This window comes from Seonamhaeicola maritimus, assembly GCF_008056315.1.
Classification (GTDB): domain Bacteria; phylum Bacteroidota; class Bacteroidia; order Flavobacteriales; family Flavobacteriaceae; genus Seonamhaeicola; species Seonamhaeicola maritimus.
In genome coordinates this window covers 1456344-1473976 of the sequence record NZ_VRKQ01000008.1, presented here as the reverse complement: position 1 = coordinate 1473976, position 17633 = coordinate 1456344, and the positions used below count along the sequence as shown (strand labels likewise).

Below are 17633 nucleotides of genomic sequence, written 5' to 3'. Positions count from 1 at the left end.
ATATATTTAGGCCTAATTAGTACTTTAGATTAGAATACTAAATTCTTTAGTTTGACACCTAATAAATATTGCTCTAGCGTTTTATTCTTTTTCCTGATAAGTGGAATCCTATTTTCGCAATCATTAGATTCTCTTTATTCTGAAAAACGGTTTAACAAAGAGCAATATGTAATGACACAAAAAGTTCCGAAAGAAGCTTACACTTATTTTAATGAAGGGGCTATATATTTTAAGAAAAAAAGAGATATAGCCAATTATTTAATCTGTATAAATTACCTATCAGATATTGAACATAGAAAAGGCCATTTTAATAAAGCCTTTGATTTAATATGGGAATCACTTCCTTTAGCCCATAGTATTGAAAACAAAAGACCTCTTTACAAATTTCATCAAATGTTGGGGATTTTATACGGTGCTTTTGGAAAAGATAGTATTGCCTTAACACATGCTAAAGAAGGTTTAAAAATTGCAAAGGAACATGTTTTAAAAAATAAAGAATCATCTAGTTCAATAATATCATCCTATCTTGATGTAGCGGTACAATATGTAGAAATGCAAACATATAAGAACGCACTTAATTATTTAGATTCTTGTTACATTGCTCAGGGCAACAATAACAGGTTACTTTTTGTTGATGGTGTATATGCTATTACTTATTTAAAGCTAGGAAATATCGAGAAATCTAAGACTTATTTTAGAAATGTTTTACCCTATTTAGAAAAACAAAATAACGGGTTTCAAACTTCAATATCATTTCATATAGCCGAATTAAAAGACGAATTAAAACAGAATGACAGTGCAATTTATTATTATAAAAAGTCATTAAAAGCTATTGACAGTTTAGAATATAACATTAAACTAAAACCTAAAGTTTTAGAAGCGCTCGCCGATACTTATTCAAAAACAAATCAGAATTTTGAAGCCTATAAAAGCATGCAAGCAGCTAAGTCTATTTCGGATAGTTTATTCCATGCTCAAAGTGAACTTAACAAGCACTTATTCGAAATTAAAAACAATTATAAGGAAGCCTTAAAAAAGAAAGAAGAGCAATTAATTGCCCAAAACAAAATACTTACTGCAAACAAAAGTGCCAGCTCTAGGTTAAAGCTATTAATTGGTGCTTTGCTCCTATTTATAGTCATTAGCTTAATTGCAATAAAGCAGCGAAATAAAATGAAGCAAATGGCCTATACTCGCGAAAAAAATAATGCCATTTTAGAATTAAAAAATAAGGAGTTAACCGCTAACGCACTTCAAATTATTGAAAAGGAAACCTCTGTTAAAGAATTACTTAAATCTATTGAAGAAGAAAACCCTAAAAAATTTAAAATACTAAGCAGAAAACATAAACAAAGTAATAAGAAATTATGGGATGATTTTCACTTAAGGTTCACTCAAATTAATAACACATTTTATGATAAGTTGTTGGAATTGCATCCTGACTTAACAGCTACTGATTTAAAGCACTGTGCCTTAATAAAGCTAAATTTTGATAGTAAAGAAATGTCGCACTTACTGGGGATTTCAATTAACAGTGTGCATATGGCACGCTCTAGGATTCGTAAAAAACTCAATTTAAAAAGAAACGAGAATTTAACTAGTTATCTGGCTTTGGTTAACTAAAAAGGCGCTTTACACTCAATTTCTAATCGTTCTTTGGTAATAGGGTGTTCAAAATCGATATATTCCGCATGTAGATGTAAGCGATCTTCTTTTGTTCCGTATAAATCATCACCAACAATTGGTGTTTTTAACCCACTCTGATGTGCTGCATGTACTCTTAGTTGATGTGTTCTACCTGTGATAGGATAAAAATGGATTCTGGTTATTTTGTTTTCAACAGAAATAACTTCAAATTTGGTTTTAGCTGGTTTGCCATGTTCATAACAGACCAATTGTTGCGGACGGTTATCTAAATCAACGCGTAAAGGCAAATCAATTTCTCCTTCCCTCTCTTCAATTATTCCATCTAAAAGTGCAACATAGCGTTTTTTAACAGTACGTTTTATAAACTGTTTCTGAAGATTTTTGTGGGTCTTTTCATTTTTGGCTACTAACAATAACCCTGAGGTTGACATATCTAGCCTATGCACCAATAAAGGCCCAGAACTATGAGGTAAATATTGCTTCATTTTAGTTTGTACCGATTCAATAATAGTTTTACCTGGAACTGATAAAAATTCATGGGGTTTATTAACTAAAAGTAGATAATCGTCCTCATAAACAATTTCCATTGGTTCACTTAAGGTAGTGACTTCCAAAATGGGATTATCTTCTACGTTCAAACCCGTCATCATATGCCCTAAAATGGGTTCGCATTTACTTCGGCAAGATGGGTAGAATTGTTTGTGTTTTCTAACTTCAGAGTTAGGCGAAGCACCCCACCAAAACTCTGCCATAGCAATTGGTTTCAACTCATTCTCAAAAGCATATTGAAACAATTTTGGAGCAGCGCACTCCCCTGCCCCTGCAGGTGGAATACGCAGTGTTGTATTTTCAAAAATAGACAACAAATCTTTGGTTTCGCCATTGGCATTTAAAAACGAATATTGGTTATGTAACTCCTTTTGTAAGTAAGCCGATTGTAAACGTCGTTTTTCCTTAAGTTCATCTATGGATGATTGAATAGTTGCCAATTCTGATTCTGCCAGAGCTATCTTTTCCTTCCAATCATTTTTCAAATCTTTTAACCTATAATGATAAAAAATACTTTGATTTTTTAAATCTTCAAGAAGGTTCTCATAAGCCTTGGCTGATAGTTTTACTTGCTCTGATACCCTGAGTTTTTTACGCTCCTTTTTCTTTGATTTTATGGTGTCTTTTAGATGTTCTAACTCGGTTTGATAATCTTCTAGTTTGGATTTATAGTTTTCTTTTGCATTTATATAGCAGTCAGAAGATTCCAAATCTTCTATCTCCCTATTTAGTGCATTTAATTCTTGTTCGCCAATTTTATAAAACCCGTCTGGATTTAAGGTATCATAAACGGTTGGCACGAATCCTTTTAAGTCATTTCTTTCAGCTAATTTTCCAGAAAAAGCAGCTAAATACCCTAATTTACCATTTGCTTTTTGAACAACCATTACTCCAAACATCTTACCTATAACAAGACTATCAGCATTAGGGTCTAATCCAAAGTTATGTTGAAAATCTGTTTGTGACTCCAAATAATCTTGAAGGCTACTTGCAGCCAAAACACTCAAATCATGAGGCTCGTAGTAAAATGGGAAAGTAAATTTTTCAGGTAATTCAATAGATGAATTTACAGGTAAAGAATGAAATAAAGAGTCTCCAAAATTACTCATAGCACCAAAAAGGGTTACAAAGTAACGAAATTATAATGAAAAGATTTGATAAAATTACCTTGATTCGCAAGACCAAATTTATATCAAAATTGTGTCTTGAATTATATACAATCAGCTTCCTCTTAAAGTGATTCTTTAAATAAAAAACCTAAATCAACAATAGAACAAAAAACACCTAACATGCTATATTCTAATATATTACAATAACTATAAATGATTTAATATTTTTTTACTATTTTCAACATCCGAAAATTATTTTTTTAATCCCTATGAAGCAGCTAATAATAGTATTATTTGGTCTGGGCTTTTGTGCCCCTTGTTTTGGCCAAATTCATGATGAAAAATTTAGACTTGCCGTATTAATGCATAACGTAAAAGAACAAAGTTTTGTTTTTGGAGAATGGGAAGCAAACACTAATAATACCGAAACGCATTTAAATTATCTTGGTGAAATTAAAACTAATGATAATGAGGAATATAGAATAATGACATCATCTTGGTTTTGGGGTCCTACTAAGAAGGTAACCAATCAAATTTTAGTTTTTGATCAAAGTTATAACCTAATAGGTAATTATTATTTAAATACCAAATGTGAACTACCTACCAAAATTGATGACAATAAGCTAATCTTTAAACCGGCCGAGTGTACCGATTGTGATTATGCTATAACCAAAGTTGATTTTTATGAAGGGATTCCAAAAAACTTTTATTTGGGATGTAAACCTGGACTTGGTAACATATATTCTTTTTACCTGTGCTTTTAGATTCTACTCTAAAGCAAATGCCACAATTTTATTACCAATTGGAGTTCCTAGTTTTTCACCTCCACAGGCAATGGCAATAAATTGTTTTCCGTTAACCTCATACATTGCAGGTGTTGCAAAGGCTGCTGCTGGTAACTTATATTCCCATAGTAATTTACCCGTAAACTTATTGAATGCCCTGAAATAGCCATCTTTAGTAGCGCCAATAAAAAGCAAGCCATTTTTAGTTACAACAGGACCTCCATAATTTTCGCAACCCGTTTGAGGATATCCTTGGACCTTTAATTCTGGCGTCTCACCCAAAACAACAGACCATATAAAATCACCTGAATTTAAATCTATGGCGTGCATGGTTCCCCAAGGCGGTGAAATGGCAGGCCTTCCTTTACTATCTACAAAACGTTTATAGCCAGCATATTTATAAGGTAATGGATATATTTTATTGGGACTTTGCGGAATAATGGTGTCTGGTTCATCAAACAAAAAATGCATTAATGCCGCTTTTTCATCTTCTGGAATTTGTGGAAAGCCAGTCATCATGCCTTTGCCTGTTTTAATTAATTGCGACACTTCTGCTTTTGACTTTCTAGTTTTTACATCTATTAATGAAGGAAATCCACTTTGAACCATACCCTTTCTGTCTTTTTGGTGACAAGTAACGCAATATTGCATATAGGTTTGTTGCCCTAAGGGAAGGTTGCTAGCAGTAGTGTCATTTTCTTTCATTTGAATCACCCATGGGGCTTCTTGAGAATTCACATAAATAATACCTTCTTCAGGATCAGCTGCGGTTCCACCCCATTCGGCTGCACCATCTAAACCAGGAAATAGAATCATAGGATTCAAACTTGGCGGTGCGTATAACCTTTTATCCGATTCTTTTAAGAGCTTCAAAAAGTCTTCTCTATTCTCTGCATAAGGACTAATATCATCATCTGTTAATTCAGTTGATTGTCTGGCAAAAGGTTTTGGCTTTACAGGAATTGGTTGTGTTTTAGACCCTTCCTCTCCATATAAGGTAGATGCAGGAACAGGCACTTCTTCTATATCAAATAAAGGATCTCCGGTAATCCTATTAAATACATAAACATATCCTTGTTTTGTAGACTGAGATAGTGCAGGAATCTTTTTACCATCTCTGGTGACAGTAATTAAATTTGGTGGTGCTGGCATATCTCTATCCCATAAATCATGGTGTACTAACTGAAAATGCCATATTCTTTTTCCCGTTTTGGCATCTAAGGCTAAAAGACAATCGGTATATAAATTATCTCCTTTTCTAACACCTCCATAAAAATCTGGAGAAGCTGAACCTGTTGGTATGTAAATAATACCACGTTCTTCATCTAATGACATACCACTCCAATTATTCCCAGCACCAATTAACGGGTTTGTATAAGAATTCTGGTCTTCCCATGTTTCAATACCCTCTTCATCAGGATGCGGAATGGTGTTGAAAACCCACTCTAAGTTTCCAGTAACCACATTAAATGCCATAATGTTTCCTGGCACTGCACCTACATCTTCTGGTAAACGAATAGGCATTACAATAATGTCTTTATAAACCGTTCCTGGTGTATTTGAGATAACGAATTTATCCTTAGCACTTTCTCCTAAACCACTATTAAGATTAACTTTTCCGTTGTCCCCAAAACTTTCAATAATTTGTCCAGTTAGGGCGTTAAGGGCAAATAAGTGCGCTCCTGCGGTATACAAAATACGTTTATCTTCTCCTTTTTCCCAATAAGAAACTCCTCTGCTTGTGGATCCTCCTAATTTTAAAGAATCACCAAATTTCCACAATTCTTTTCCGGTTCCCGCATGAAGGGCAATGGCCCTTAATCTAGAAGTAACTCCATACAGAATTGTATCAATTATGATGGGATTCATCTGCATCTGCCCATAATCAGGCGAATCATAAGTCCACGCAATTTTTAGCTGTGTAACATTATCTAAAGTGATTTCTGATAAAGTGGAATATTGATTTCTATCTGCCCCACCTTGATAGGATCTCCAAGTTGAATAATCTTGAGACTTTCGATTTTGGTCTTGTTGACAATTAAGAACAAATAAAGAAGAAATTAATAGAACTAGGTACCAAGAGTTGCGCATAAGGTTAGTTTCGGAAATGATATATTTCACTAAATATAGGAAATATAACCAACCAAATACAAGCATTAATTTACACAAATACCAGTTGAGCCAGTTTCAGCATTTTTTAGCTCGTATACAAAATCTGGTGTCAGACCAATTTCTTGACTATGCGACACATATAAAACTGCGGTATCACTCTCTTTAGCAATTTTATTAATTAGCTCCGTAAAAATAACAACATCATTATCATCAAGACCGTTAGTAGGTTCATCTAAAATTAGCAAAGGCGGATGTTTTACCATTGCTCTTGCAATTAATACCAATCGTTTATGTCCGCTAGAAAGGGTTTGAAAATTTCGGTTTTTTATATCAAACATATTTAACAACTTTAACCACTGATGTGCTGTCGCAATTTGACTTTCATTGGGATATTTGTAAAGGCCAACAGAATCATAAAATCCTGAAATAATCATTCTTTCAATAGTATCAGATCTTTTAAAACCTTGTAACATTTCAGAAGTAAAATAGCCAACCTTCTTTTTAATATCCCAAACACTTTCACCACTACCCTTTTTTATTCCGAATAGATGAATATCTTGATTAAATGCCTTTGGGTTATCGCCCGAAATAAGGGACAAAATGGTACTCTTACCTGAACCATTAGGTCCTATTAAATGCCAAAACTCTCCAGCCTTAATTTCCCAACAAATATCTTTTATAATTGGTTTATCTAAATAAGAAACCGACACATTATCGAATTTCACCAAAGAATCACTCTCAACAGCCACCTTCTCTAGTGGTTTGGGCAAGTCTTGAATGAAATTTTGCCTTGAATTTTGAGGCATACTATCCACATTTTCAATTGGGATAATGAATTTTCCTTTAGGTCTAAATACAGCAGTAATAAATGGAAGAATATCCTTTTTTCTATTTGTGATTTGGATAATTGGGATAGATTTGCTCAAGTCTTCAAGTGTATGTACTATATCTTCTTGAGATTGTATATCTAAATTTCCAAAAACATTATCAGCAATAAGGTACTCTGGATTGTTAGCTATAATGTGTTTTATAAGCGCCTTTTTACGTTCTCCTTCCGATGATTTTGTTAAACTATGCCTATTTGCTGTAGCTACATCAAAACGTCCATGACGTTTCTCCTCTTCAATAAATTTATTAATAGTTAATTCAGAAAAAAGATCACCTTTTAACCCATTTAATCTCTCAATAAGGTTTCCGCACAAAATCTCTTTTATTAATGACTTTTTATCGTCTTTGTTAGAGATGTAAATGGCAATGTGTTTATTCAATTTTCAAGTTAGTTTTTAAAACCTCTAAGCTATTCAATTTCCGTAAAACAAAAAAGAGGGATAAACCCTCTTTTCAAAATATTTTTTAATAGAAAATTTTATAAATTACTTATATGGAAGGGCACCAATCCGTCTATTGGTCTTCTCACAAAATTCCCAACCTTAAAGCCCATTTCTTCAGCCACTTCTCTAATTTCATTTTGAGAAAAGAAAGCTATAGAACCAGCAAAGTGTACAGGAACTGTTTTAAGTTCTTCTTTAAATTGCATAATCATATTTTTAGCAAACAACCTAATACCGTCTTTTATAAGGTTGATAGTATATTCAGAGTCTTTATGTAAGAACATAAACTCAGCAAAATTTGCCAAATAAGCATTAGGATTCGGTTGTTTGTACAAGTTATACTTGATGAAATCAGAATCCATATTAAATTTTGCTCCAAATGCCACTTTTACATTTTCTGGCATGTGGTTAAAATAGTAATCTCTGATTAATTGTTTTCCGTAGTAATTACCAGAAGCATCATCCATAAGCGTATATCCTAATGAAAACACACGCTGATGTAAGGTTTCACCATCGTAGTAACTACAGTTTGAACCAGTACCCATTATGCATACAACCGCTGCTTCCTTCGGATCATTAATTGTTGAATAAACCGCAGCCAAAGTATCTTCATTAACCTCAACATTAGCATTAGGAAAAATATCTTCTAAAACACCTTTAAGCATCTCTCTTGGGTTTTCTGTGCCACATCCAGCACCATAGAAGAATACATGAGTAACCTTTTCACTATTACTAGTTAACTCTTCACTTTTTCTGATGGTTTTATAAAGCTTTCTTTCGCTTAAAATTGCCGGATTAAGACCTTTTGTTCTGATCTTCTCCATTACTTTATTACCATCTTTATCTACTGCCAACCAATCTGATTTAGTAGAACCACTATCAACAATTAAAATCATGAATTAAGAGATAAAAAAACTCCACAGTCTTAAATGAAAATACACCTAATACACTGTGGAGTGTTATAATTATATACTATAAATTATTTTACTGACGCAATGTATTGTGCTAAGTCAACTAATTTAGTTGAATAACCAAACTCATTATCGTACCAAGATACTAACTTAAGGAAGTTATCATTTAATGCAATACTTGCTCCTGCATCAAACACACTTGTTAAAGGTTCTGATACAAAATCTTGAGAAACTACAGCTTCTTCAGTATAACCTAATACACCTTCCAATTCATTTTCAGAAGCAGCTTTTAAAGCAGCTTTAACAGCATCCCAAGAAGCAGACTTCTCAGTTCTTACAGTTAAATCAACAACTGACACATCTTGAGTTGGAACTCTAAAGGCCATACCTGTTAATTTTCCGTTTAATTCAGGAATAACTTTACCTACCGCTTTAGCAGCACCAGTTGACGAAGGAATGATATTAGCTAAAGCACTTCTACCACCTCTCCAGTCTTTTCTTGAAGGACCATCAACAGTCATTTGAGTTGCTGTTGTAGCATGAACTGTCGTCATTAAACCTTCAACAATTCCGAAGTTATCATTAATAACTTTAGCGATAGGCGCTAAACAGTTTGTAGTACAAGATGCGTTAGATACAATGGTATCTGCAGCTGTAATCTTATCACTATTTACTCCCATAACAAACATTGGTGCATCTGCAGAAGGTGCAGAAATAGCAACCTTTTTAGCTCCAGCATTAATGTGTTTTTGAGCACCTTCTAAAGTTGTGAAGATACCAGTACAATCTAAAACAACTTCAGCTCCTACAGCATCCCATTTTAAATCTTCTGGGTTACGCTCTGCAGTAATTCTAATTTCGTTTCCGTTTACTACTAAGTTCCCGTTTGCAATATCAACAGTTCCATTAAATCTTCCGTGAACTGAATCGTATTTTAATAAATAAGCTAAATGCTCAACATCTAACAAATCATTAATTCCTACTATTTCAATATCATTAGGTCTAGAAGCTGCTACTCTAAAAGCAATTCTACCTATTCTACCAAATCCGTTAATTCCAATTTTTAATTTTGACATATCTAAGTTTAATTAGTGTTATGTGCTCATTATGTCTGAGACACGTAATAATTCTAAATTTATTTTTGTTTTTCCTTTAATTGCTTGTTCTAATGGTGTTAACTCCATCTTATTATTTAATAAGCCCACCATGTAATTACTTTCTCCATTTAACATAGACTCAACGGCTTTCACACCCATTCTACTTGCTAAAACCCTATCAAAACAAGAAGGTGAACCACCACGTTGCATGTGTCCTAATACTGAAACGCGAACATCATATCCATCTAAATTTTCATCAACATAATCTTTTAATTCGAAAATGTTCTTTCCTATTTTATCTCCTTCGGCAACAACAACTATACTAGAGCTTTTACCAGAAGTTCTACTTTTGTTCAATGATTCCTTTAGTCTCTCAAGACCTAAATCTTCTTCAGGTATTAGAATTTCTTCTGCGCCACCCGCAATTCCAGTGTTTAAAGCTATATGACCTACATCACGCCCCATAACTTCAATAAAGAATAATCTGTTATGTGAACTTGCTGTATCTCTGATTTTATCTATGGCATCAACCACGGTGTTTAAAGCGGTATCAAAACCTAGGGTATGTGTAGTCCCAAAAATATCATTATCAATAGTACCAGGAATTCCCATTACAGGGAAACCATATTCTTGATTGAAAACCAATGCACCAGTAAATGATCCATCACCTCCAATAACAACAATTCCTTCAATTCCTTCTTTTATGATATTCTGATAGGCTTTTTCTCTTCCTTCTTTGGTTCTGAACTCTTTTGAACGTGCAGATTTCAATATGGTTCCTCCCTTATTAATAATGCCTCTTACACTACGGGCATTCATAGGCTTAAAATCGCCTTCAATCATTCCTTGATAACCACGATAAACCCCTACACATTCAACACCATGATACGCACAAGTTCTAACTACAGAACGCACTGCAGCATTCATTCCAGGTGCGTCTCCACCTGATGTTAAAACTGCTACTTTTTTAATTCTATTTGGCATATCTCTAATTTGCCGGTAAAATTACTAAACAAAAACAATATAATCATAGCGTTTAGACCATTTTAATGCATACTTAACACTATAACGTTTTAGTTAATAATGATTGAATATTAATACAAAATCAAGGTTTGTTTTGAAGTAAAATAAAAGTTCTATTCTTTTTGAGAAGCTGTTTTATGAGTAATGAAATCCGGTAAAGCATCCTCTTTATTTTTCTCAGTGCTTTCGTGTTTTAAAGCATTTTCTTTTTCCTTTTTCTTGAATAAATTCTGAATGAGTTCTTTGAAAGTATCAAAATCTACATTGTAAGAAAGGCCTATACCTTGTGTATAACCAATGTCTTCACCAAAATTTCTAATACTATTTTCTCTATTAAAAACCTTAGCTACCAAAGTACCTTCCTCATTTAAAAGAAAATCTATCTGAACATCGCCTGCTACAACCGTATTGGCAGCATCCGCACCCCCTATTGGCACACCAACTTTACCATTTATAAGTACTCTATCACTAATTTGAGTTTGTAATGTAAAACCAACTCTATCATTGGTTTGATAATCTGGTCTGCTTTGACCAGCTTCATAATTTACCCCTAGGTTAAACTTGCCATTTCCATTAGAAAACAAGCTACTAATAATACCATTAAGCCTTTCAGCAATAGTTCCAGAAAAATTCAGCTCATCTAAACCTCCAGCAAAAGCTCCTGTTGATAATAAATATAATGCTTGATTTTGCATATCATCGGGCGAATCTAACCGATATTGTAACTCTGATTTCACAGCTGAATTAACATTTGGGAATTCTATATTAAAATCTGGAATTGGTTGTTGTAACTCTCCTGTTAACTGAATATTTAGTTCTACTGGGATACTTCTATTAATAGGATTATCTAATAAAGGTGATGGATTAGCTTGCGTTTTATACACAGCCAACATATTAAGTTGGGCTTCTAATGGGTCTCCTTCCCAATTTATAGTTCCCCCTGGTTGTACTATAAATTGTTTTTGCACTAATCCTCCATATGCAAAATTATATTTCCCCTCAAAAACAGAGAAATCACCCCACATATTAAATTTTCCGTTTGTGTTAATTTCAACTAAAACTATTCCAACTCCCTTTCCTTTTAAGGAATGACCCGTGTTTTTATCAATAATAATTTCTAAATCGGCATCTTCAGTAATATCAATTTCAAAATCTAGTTCTAACCCTTGAATCTCTTCAAAAACAACCTCTTCCCCCTTATCTCTAGCTTCTTTCTCTTCTTTGGTTATGAAATGTATATACGAATTATCACCAAAAGACTCTGTATCATTTAATGGAATTTTAAATACAGTTCCTGGTTTAGTCTCAGCAGTAACGCTAATAGTAAGCTGTTCTGTAGGCCCAAAAATTTCTGCTCTCCCTCCCATAAAACCACGACCATAATACAAGGCCTCTTCTGTTTCCTCAGTATCTAAAATGAGAAACCTATTTGTATCAATATCTAAGTCTAGACCCCATTTTGAAAGGTTAACATGACTAAGCGAACCATCAAGTCTTCCACTTGAATTAAACTTTGTATCTGTTAATTGAATATTATTAAAAACAAAACTTTGCTCTTTTAAGGTGACTGATGCATTCTCGTTAAAAGCATAATCTACATTTAAATATGGAATGCCAAACCCAGACTTATTCAAAGTAAGTTCTCCATTAATGCTAGGTCTTTTAAGATCACCTAATACTCTAGCATTACCTTTTACAAGCCCTCTAATATTGTTTAAAACACCATCAAGCAAAGGATTTAAAGGTTCTAAATTAAAATCTTCAAAGGTTAAATCAACATCTATATTAGATTGTTTACCAATTACACTAATGGCTCCTTTTGCTGCAAAAGATTCTGAAATATCATTCTTAATAACGGCATCCACTACATAATTTGTGAGATCTTCATTACCGGTAATACTTGCATCAAAGTCTCCCAATGGGAAATTGTTTATTTTAAAATCGTTAACAATAATAGTTGAGTTGGGTAAGTAGCTTCCATTTTTTTGAAGAACATCAAGTTTACCATTTACATTTCCTGCTAAAGCTAAACTATCTACATCTGGCGTAATTTTGGCCAAATTAACATTCCTAAAATTTAACCTTATGTCTTTTTCCGTAGAATCCTTTAAAAACCCAGATAATTTAATCTCTTCCCTTTTATGACTAATTTTAAAGTTATCTAAATTAAACTCTGTTAATCCTTTATCAAATGACATTTTATTTAAAGTATCGTTCTTCTCATTAACAAACCACTTTCTATCTTTCACAGTGAAATCTGATTTTTTAAATCCTAAAACCGATTGATTCTCTTCATTTATAGTGTGATAAAAACTTAAGTTAAAACTATCGTCATTTCGTTTCCCTCCTTTAAATTCAGAACGCATAAATAATGTATCGTTAACTGTTACATTAATTAAATTGAATTTAGATACGTTATAAAACTTTGTATTTAAACTATCTACTTCTACATAGGTATTAAAAAGTGGATTGCTATTATCTACCTGCAATTCAATATTATTGGCAAAATAGTCGTAAACTTTAATTTGAGGAGACTTAAATGTTAATTGAAAATTAGTTTCATCGCTCTCAACTCTACCCCTTATAAAAGTATTTTTGCCCAATTCAATTTCCGGAAAAATAACTTCGGCTATTTTATTATATATTTTAAAGTTGAAGTCTATTCCCTGATCTGTTCTTACTTCATGAGGAATGTAGTTAGTATAAATATGCCCAATAGAGTTCTCGAATAACTTCTTTAAATCTCTAAACACAAACCGTCCTTTCAAATCTCCTTCAATAATATCAGGTGATTTAAACTCAATGTATCTTATTCCTCCATCAAATCTTGAAGAGATATCAAACTTTTTAAAATAGTACTCATCATGCTCATTAGTATAAGTAGTATTACTAAATGAAATTACTCCATAGGCATCATCTAAATTACTACTGTTCATATTCATGTTCAGTCTACTCTTGAAAATAGAAATACTATCTTTTTTAACAAAATTGAGTGTGTTTAAATTGGCATAATCTACATTGGCCTCAAAATCATATTTTTTCACTTCCTCAGAGAAATCAACTAATCCATTAAAATTAAGCTGAAGGTTCCTATCATTTACAATCAGGTTGCCATCAAAAATCTTATTTCTAACATTACCTGCAACCTTTATTCTACTATAATTATAGTTGTTATAAACTACCTCATAAATATCTCCTTTAACTTTTGTGTCAAGATTATCTGTTAAAAATCCATTTCCGTCTACATCAAAATTTAGAGATCCTATTCCAATTTTTGGATCGTCTAGAAAAGCACCAAAATCAAAATTTTCAAAAACAACTTTCCCTTTGTAAGTAGCATTATCAATATCATCTACTTTAGTTATTTTTAAATTAGAATCTACAAAACCAATTTCAGTATCAATTTCAATATTAGCGTTTACCGCTGAAGATGTTATTTGTGTATTTCCAACCACTGTGAACCTACCCAACCTATCAAAAGTTGATGGAATGGCATCTCCAATAACATTGGGCAATAAAGCAGTTAAATCTTTATAAGTTGATGTTAGGTTTGAAAAATCGCCATCCATATAAAAGTTGTTTTCTTCTTTATTGAAGAGGTTTTCAAAATCTATATTTCCACGCACACTAGTGTTTCTACTTGTTTGAAGGTTTAAATTTGAAGCCTTTAAATTATTCAGTGTTCCTGATAAATCAACTCTAAATTTGGCTCTTTGATTAGCCCCAAATTCATTATAAATTATATTGAGTTCATCTAATAATACTTCGGAATCTTCAAAAGTAGCCTCAACTAAAACTTTATCAGTAAAAAATTGTAAATCTTCTCTTTTATATAAGAACTGCAATTGCCCTTTTAAAACAGATTCAGGGGTTTTTATATTGAGATTATCAAAAGTCATTCCCGTACGGGTATACTTGAAATTGGTCATCATATTTTTCATAGTCAAACCTCGACTATCTTTAAATGACAACGTATTAATTCTAGTACTTACATCACTTCCTTTAATTAAAAAATCGGTGGCATTTATGTTTAAATTTTTAAAGTCTAGACGTTCAACAGTTTCTCTATTTTCATCAGAAAGTTTGAAAATTCCGTTGTAAATAGACACATCACTTGATGACAATAAAAAGCTGCCATCTCCTTTTTGTGGGTTATCACCCTCTAACTTTTTTACAAAAACGTCCAAATTAGTATCTCTGGAATCTTTATAGGTTTTAATGTTAAAGAACAAATCCATGATATCAATATCGCCAAAAGTCATTTTGTTATTGTAAAAATTCCTAATACTTAAAATGGAAGTATTCAATTCAGCAATACTAATAAGTGTATCTTTTTTATAATCTTCTATAAAAATGTTCTTAAACTCAACATCACCATTAAATTGTAAACCAACTTTATCAATGTTTATATTGGTTCCAAATTCTTCATTAAGTTTTGCGGTAGCATAATTACCTAAACTTGTTTGAACCCCGGGGATAGAAAGTACTAACACCAAAATGATGAAGATAAGCAGTATAATTGCTGCTATTTTTGATGTTATTTTTAGTACTTTTTTGATACGTGATAAAGTTATGATATTATTAAGAATAAACTACATTTGTACTTACGAATGTTAAAGCACCTTTAGATGTCTATTCGTAATCAAAATTAACAATTATTGTGCCTAATATTTATTAATGGATTCACAAAATATTTACGTTCTTGGAATTGAGTCTTCTTGCGATGATACGGCAGCTTCTGTAATTTATAACGGAAAAATTTTAAGCAATGTTATTGCTAGCCAAAAAATACACGAAGAATATGGTGGCGTTGTGCCAGAATTAGCTTCAAGAGCACACCAACAAAATATTGTTCCGGTTGTACACAACGCTTTAAAAAAAGCAGGTATTACTAAGGAAGAATTAAATGCAATAGCATTTACGCGTGGCCCAGGATTAATGGGTAGTTTATTGGTAGGGACCTCTTTTGCGAAGTCTTTAGCGTATGGGTTGAATATTCCTCTTATTGATGTTAATCACATGCAGGGACATATTTTAGCACATTATATTGAAGAGGAAGGTTTTGAAAAACCACCATTTCCATTTTTGGCCATGACTATTTCTGGCGGACATACGCAAATTGTTAAGGTGAACCATTATTTTGATATGGAAGTTATTGGTGAAACCATTGATGATGCTGTTGGCGAAGCTTTTGACAAAAGCGGAAAAATTCTAGGACTTGGTTATCCTGCAGGACCAGAAATTGACAAACGTGCTAAATTAGGTAACCCAAAAGCATTTCAATTTACTAAACCTAAAGTTGACGGATTGAACTTTAGCTTCTCCGGACTTAAAACAGGTATTCTGTATTTTGTGCAACGTGAAACAAAGAAAAATCCAAAATTTGTTGAAGAAAACCTAAACGATATTTGTGCATCCATTCAATATACTATTATTGTTATTTTGGTTGATAAACTAAAAAAAGCATCAAAAGATACTGGTATTAAACACATTGCAATTGGTGGTGGTGTTTCTGCAAATTCCGGTATTAGACAAGCTTTAAAAGATGGCGAACAAAAATTTGGATGGACCACTTATGTGCCTAAATTTGAGTATACTACTGATAATGCTGCTATGATAGCCATTGTAGGATATTTAAAATATTTAGAAGGCTATTCTACTGAACAAAATGTGATGGCCTCGGCTAGGTTGAAGATTTAGATTATGCAACTCTTTTTCAATCCAGATATAAACGAAACTACTGAGCAATTCACTTTCCCAAAAGATGAAAGCAAACACATTGTAAAGGTGTTACGTAAAAGTACTGGAGACTCCTTGCATATTACTAACGGTAAAGGTTGGTTATTTAAAGCTGAAGTTACTTTACCGAATATCAATAAATGCTTGGTAACTATCAATTCAAAAGAAGAGCAACCAGAACGTGATTATAATTTACATTTGGCTGTGGCACCAACCAAAATGAACGACCGCTATGAATGGTTTTTAGAAAAAGCTACCGAAATTGGCATTGATACCATCACCCCTATTATCTGCGACCATAGTGAAAGAAAGGTCATTAAACCAGAACGTTTTGAACGCATTTTACAATCTGCCATGAAGCAATCTCTAAGTTGTTATATCCCTAAACTAAATGAGGCTATTTCGTTTAAAGACTTTATTCAACAAGGATTTGAGGGTGCTTTGTTTATAGCACATTGCGAGGAAACGAATAGAAAATCTTTTAAACAAGAATTAAGACCCAAAACAGATATTACCATTTTAATTGGACCTGAAGGTGATTTCAGCATTAAAGAAATTGAAATGGCTATGGCTAATAAATTTATTCCTGTAACTTTGGGAGACACCAGATTAAGAACAGAAACAGCAGCTATTGTTGCTTGTCATTCTGTTGCTTTTATAAATGAATAATATGAGGTTACTTCTATCATCTATCTTCTGTCTTTTATCCGTGCTCTCCTTTTCTCAAGAGCTTGCTGTTTTAAAATACAATGGAGGTGGTGATTGGTACGGTAACCCCACAGCCCTACCAAATCTTATTTCATTCTGTAATGATAACATCAACACTAAAATTAGTGATAACCCACAAAATGTTGAAGTTGGAAGTCCAGATATTTTTCAGTTTCCATTACTACACATGACTGGTCATGGTAATGTATTTTTTAGCGACGATGATGCTGAAAACTTACATAACTATTTAATTTCAGGAGGTTTTCTGCATATTGATGATAATTATGGTATGCAGCCTTATATAACTGAAGAATTAAAGAAAGTATTTCCAGATAAGGATATGGTAGAACTTCCATCAAACCATGGCATTTTTAGTATTGCCTATAATTTCCCAAACGGCTTACCCAAAATACATGAGCATGATGGTAAACGTCCACAAGCTTTTGGAATTTTTCATGAAGACAGACTTGTGCTACTATTTACTTATGAAAGCGATTTAGGCGATGGTTGGGAAGATGAATCTGTGCATAATGACCCACCTGAAGTAAGAGAAAAGGCTCTGAAAATGGGTGCCAACATTGTTAAATATGCTTTTGAAAATTAATAAAACATGAAACTACAT

General features: G+C 32.9%; 12 protein-coding genes. 5 read left to right on the top strand and 7 right to left on the bottom strand.

Going from position 1 to position 17633, the window contains the following annotated elements; genetic code table 11:
* Positions 1–51: 51 nt before the first annotated feature.
* Positions 52–1623 carry a helix-turn-helix transcriptional regulator gene (locus FUA22_RS06295; RefSeq protein WP_170309852.1) on the top strand — a complete coding sequence of 524 codons (1572 nt, stop codon included), beginning with the start codon at positions 52–54 and terminating at the stop codon, positions 1621–1623.
* On the opposite strand, the gene FUA22_RS06290 is transcribed toward FUA22_RS06295, so the two are convergent.
* Positions 1620–3305, bottom strand: coding sequence for an RluA family pseudouridine synthase (locus FUA22_RS06290; RefSeq protein WP_147767046.1), 1686 nt, complete (start codon positions 3303–3305; stop codon positions 1620–1622). The genes FUA22_RS06295 and FUA22_RS06290 overlap by 4 nt on opposite strands.
* 269 nt (positions 3306–3574) lie before the next feature.
* Between FUA22_RS06290 and FUA22_RS06285 the strand changes: the two genes are divergently transcribed.
* Positions 3575–4069, top strand: a complete 495-nt coding sequence (locus FUA22_RS06285) for a hypothetical protein (protein WP_147767045.1) — start codon at positions 3575–3577, stop codon at positions 4067–4069.
* 3 nt (positions 4070–4072) lie between these two features.
* Here the strand turns inward: FUA22_RS06285 and FUA22_RS06280 are convergent, their stop codons facing one another.
* The 6 genes from FUA22_RS06280 to FUA22_RS06255 all read right to left on the bottom strand — a co-directional run bounded on the left by FUA22_RS06280 (position 4073) and on the right by FUA22_RS06255 (position 15057).
* Positions 4073–6181, bottom strand: coding sequence for an outer membrane protein assembly factor BamB family protein (locus tag FUA22_RS06280; protein ID WP_147767044.1), 2109 nt, complete (start codon positions 6179–6181; stop codon positions 4073–4075).
* Between the two features lie 65 nt (positions 6182–6246).
* A complete protein-coding gene (locus FUA22_RS06275) occupies positions 6247–7470 on the bottom strand; it encodes an ATP-binding cassette domain-containing protein (RefSeq protein WP_147767043.1) in 1224 nt (407 codons plus the stop codon).
* Positions 7471–7568: 98 nt separating this feature from the next.
* The gene (locus tag FUA22_RS06270; protein ID WP_147767042.1) at positions 7569–8429 is read right to left on the bottom strand and encodes an N-acetylglucosamine kinase; all 861 of its coding nucleotides are present in this window, start codon (positions 8427–8429) and stop codon (positions 7569–7571) included.
* 83 nt (positions 8430–8512) lie between these two features.
* Positions 8513–9520: a type I glyceraldehyde-3-phosphate dehydrogenase gene (gene gap / locus FUA22_RS06265; protein WP_147767041.1), complete on the bottom strand. Its 1008-nt coding sequence runs from the start codon at positions 9518–9520 to the stop codon at positions 8513–8515.
* Between the two features lie 18 nt (positions 9521–9538).
* Positions 9539–10525: a 6-phosphofructokinase gene (pfkA, locus tag FUA22_RS06260; protein ID WP_147767040.1), complete on the bottom strand. Its 987-nt coding sequence runs from the start codon at positions 10523–10525 to the stop codon at positions 9539–9541.
* Between the two features lie 152 nt (positions 10526–10677).
* Complete coding sequence (locus FUA22_RS06255) at positions 10678–15057, bottom strand: translocation/assembly module TamB domain-containing protein (protein ID WP_147767445.1); 4380 nt, start codon at positions 15055–15057, stop codon at positions 10678–10680.
* A 184-nt stretch (positions 15058–15241) separates the two neighbouring features.
* Between FUA22_RS06255 and tsaD the strand changes: the two genes are divergently transcribed.
* From tsaD to FUA22_RS06240, 3 genes are read left to right on the top strand one after another with little or no spacing between them, the layout of a single operon-like run.
* Complete coding sequence (tsaD, locus tag FUA22_RS06250; protein ID WP_147767039.1) at positions 15242–16264, top strand: tRNA (adenosine(37)-N6)-threonylcarbamoyltransferase complex transferase subunit TsaD; 1023 nt, start codon at positions 15242–15244, stop codon at positions 16262–16264.
* Positions 16265–16267: 3 nt separating this feature from the next.
* Positions 16268–16972: a 16S rRNA (uracil(1498)-N(3))-methyltransferase gene (locus FUA22_RS06245; RefSeq protein WP_147767038.1), complete on the top strand. Its 705-nt coding sequence runs from the start codon at positions 16268–16270 to the stop codon at positions 16970–16972.
* A gap of 1 nt (position 16973) precedes the next feature.
* Entirely contained in the window at positions 16974–17615 is a 642-nt protein-coding gene (locus FUA22_RS06240; RefSeq protein ID WP_147767037.1) for a DUF4159 domain-containing protein, read from the top strand.
* Positions 17616–17633: the final 18 nt, after the last annotated feature.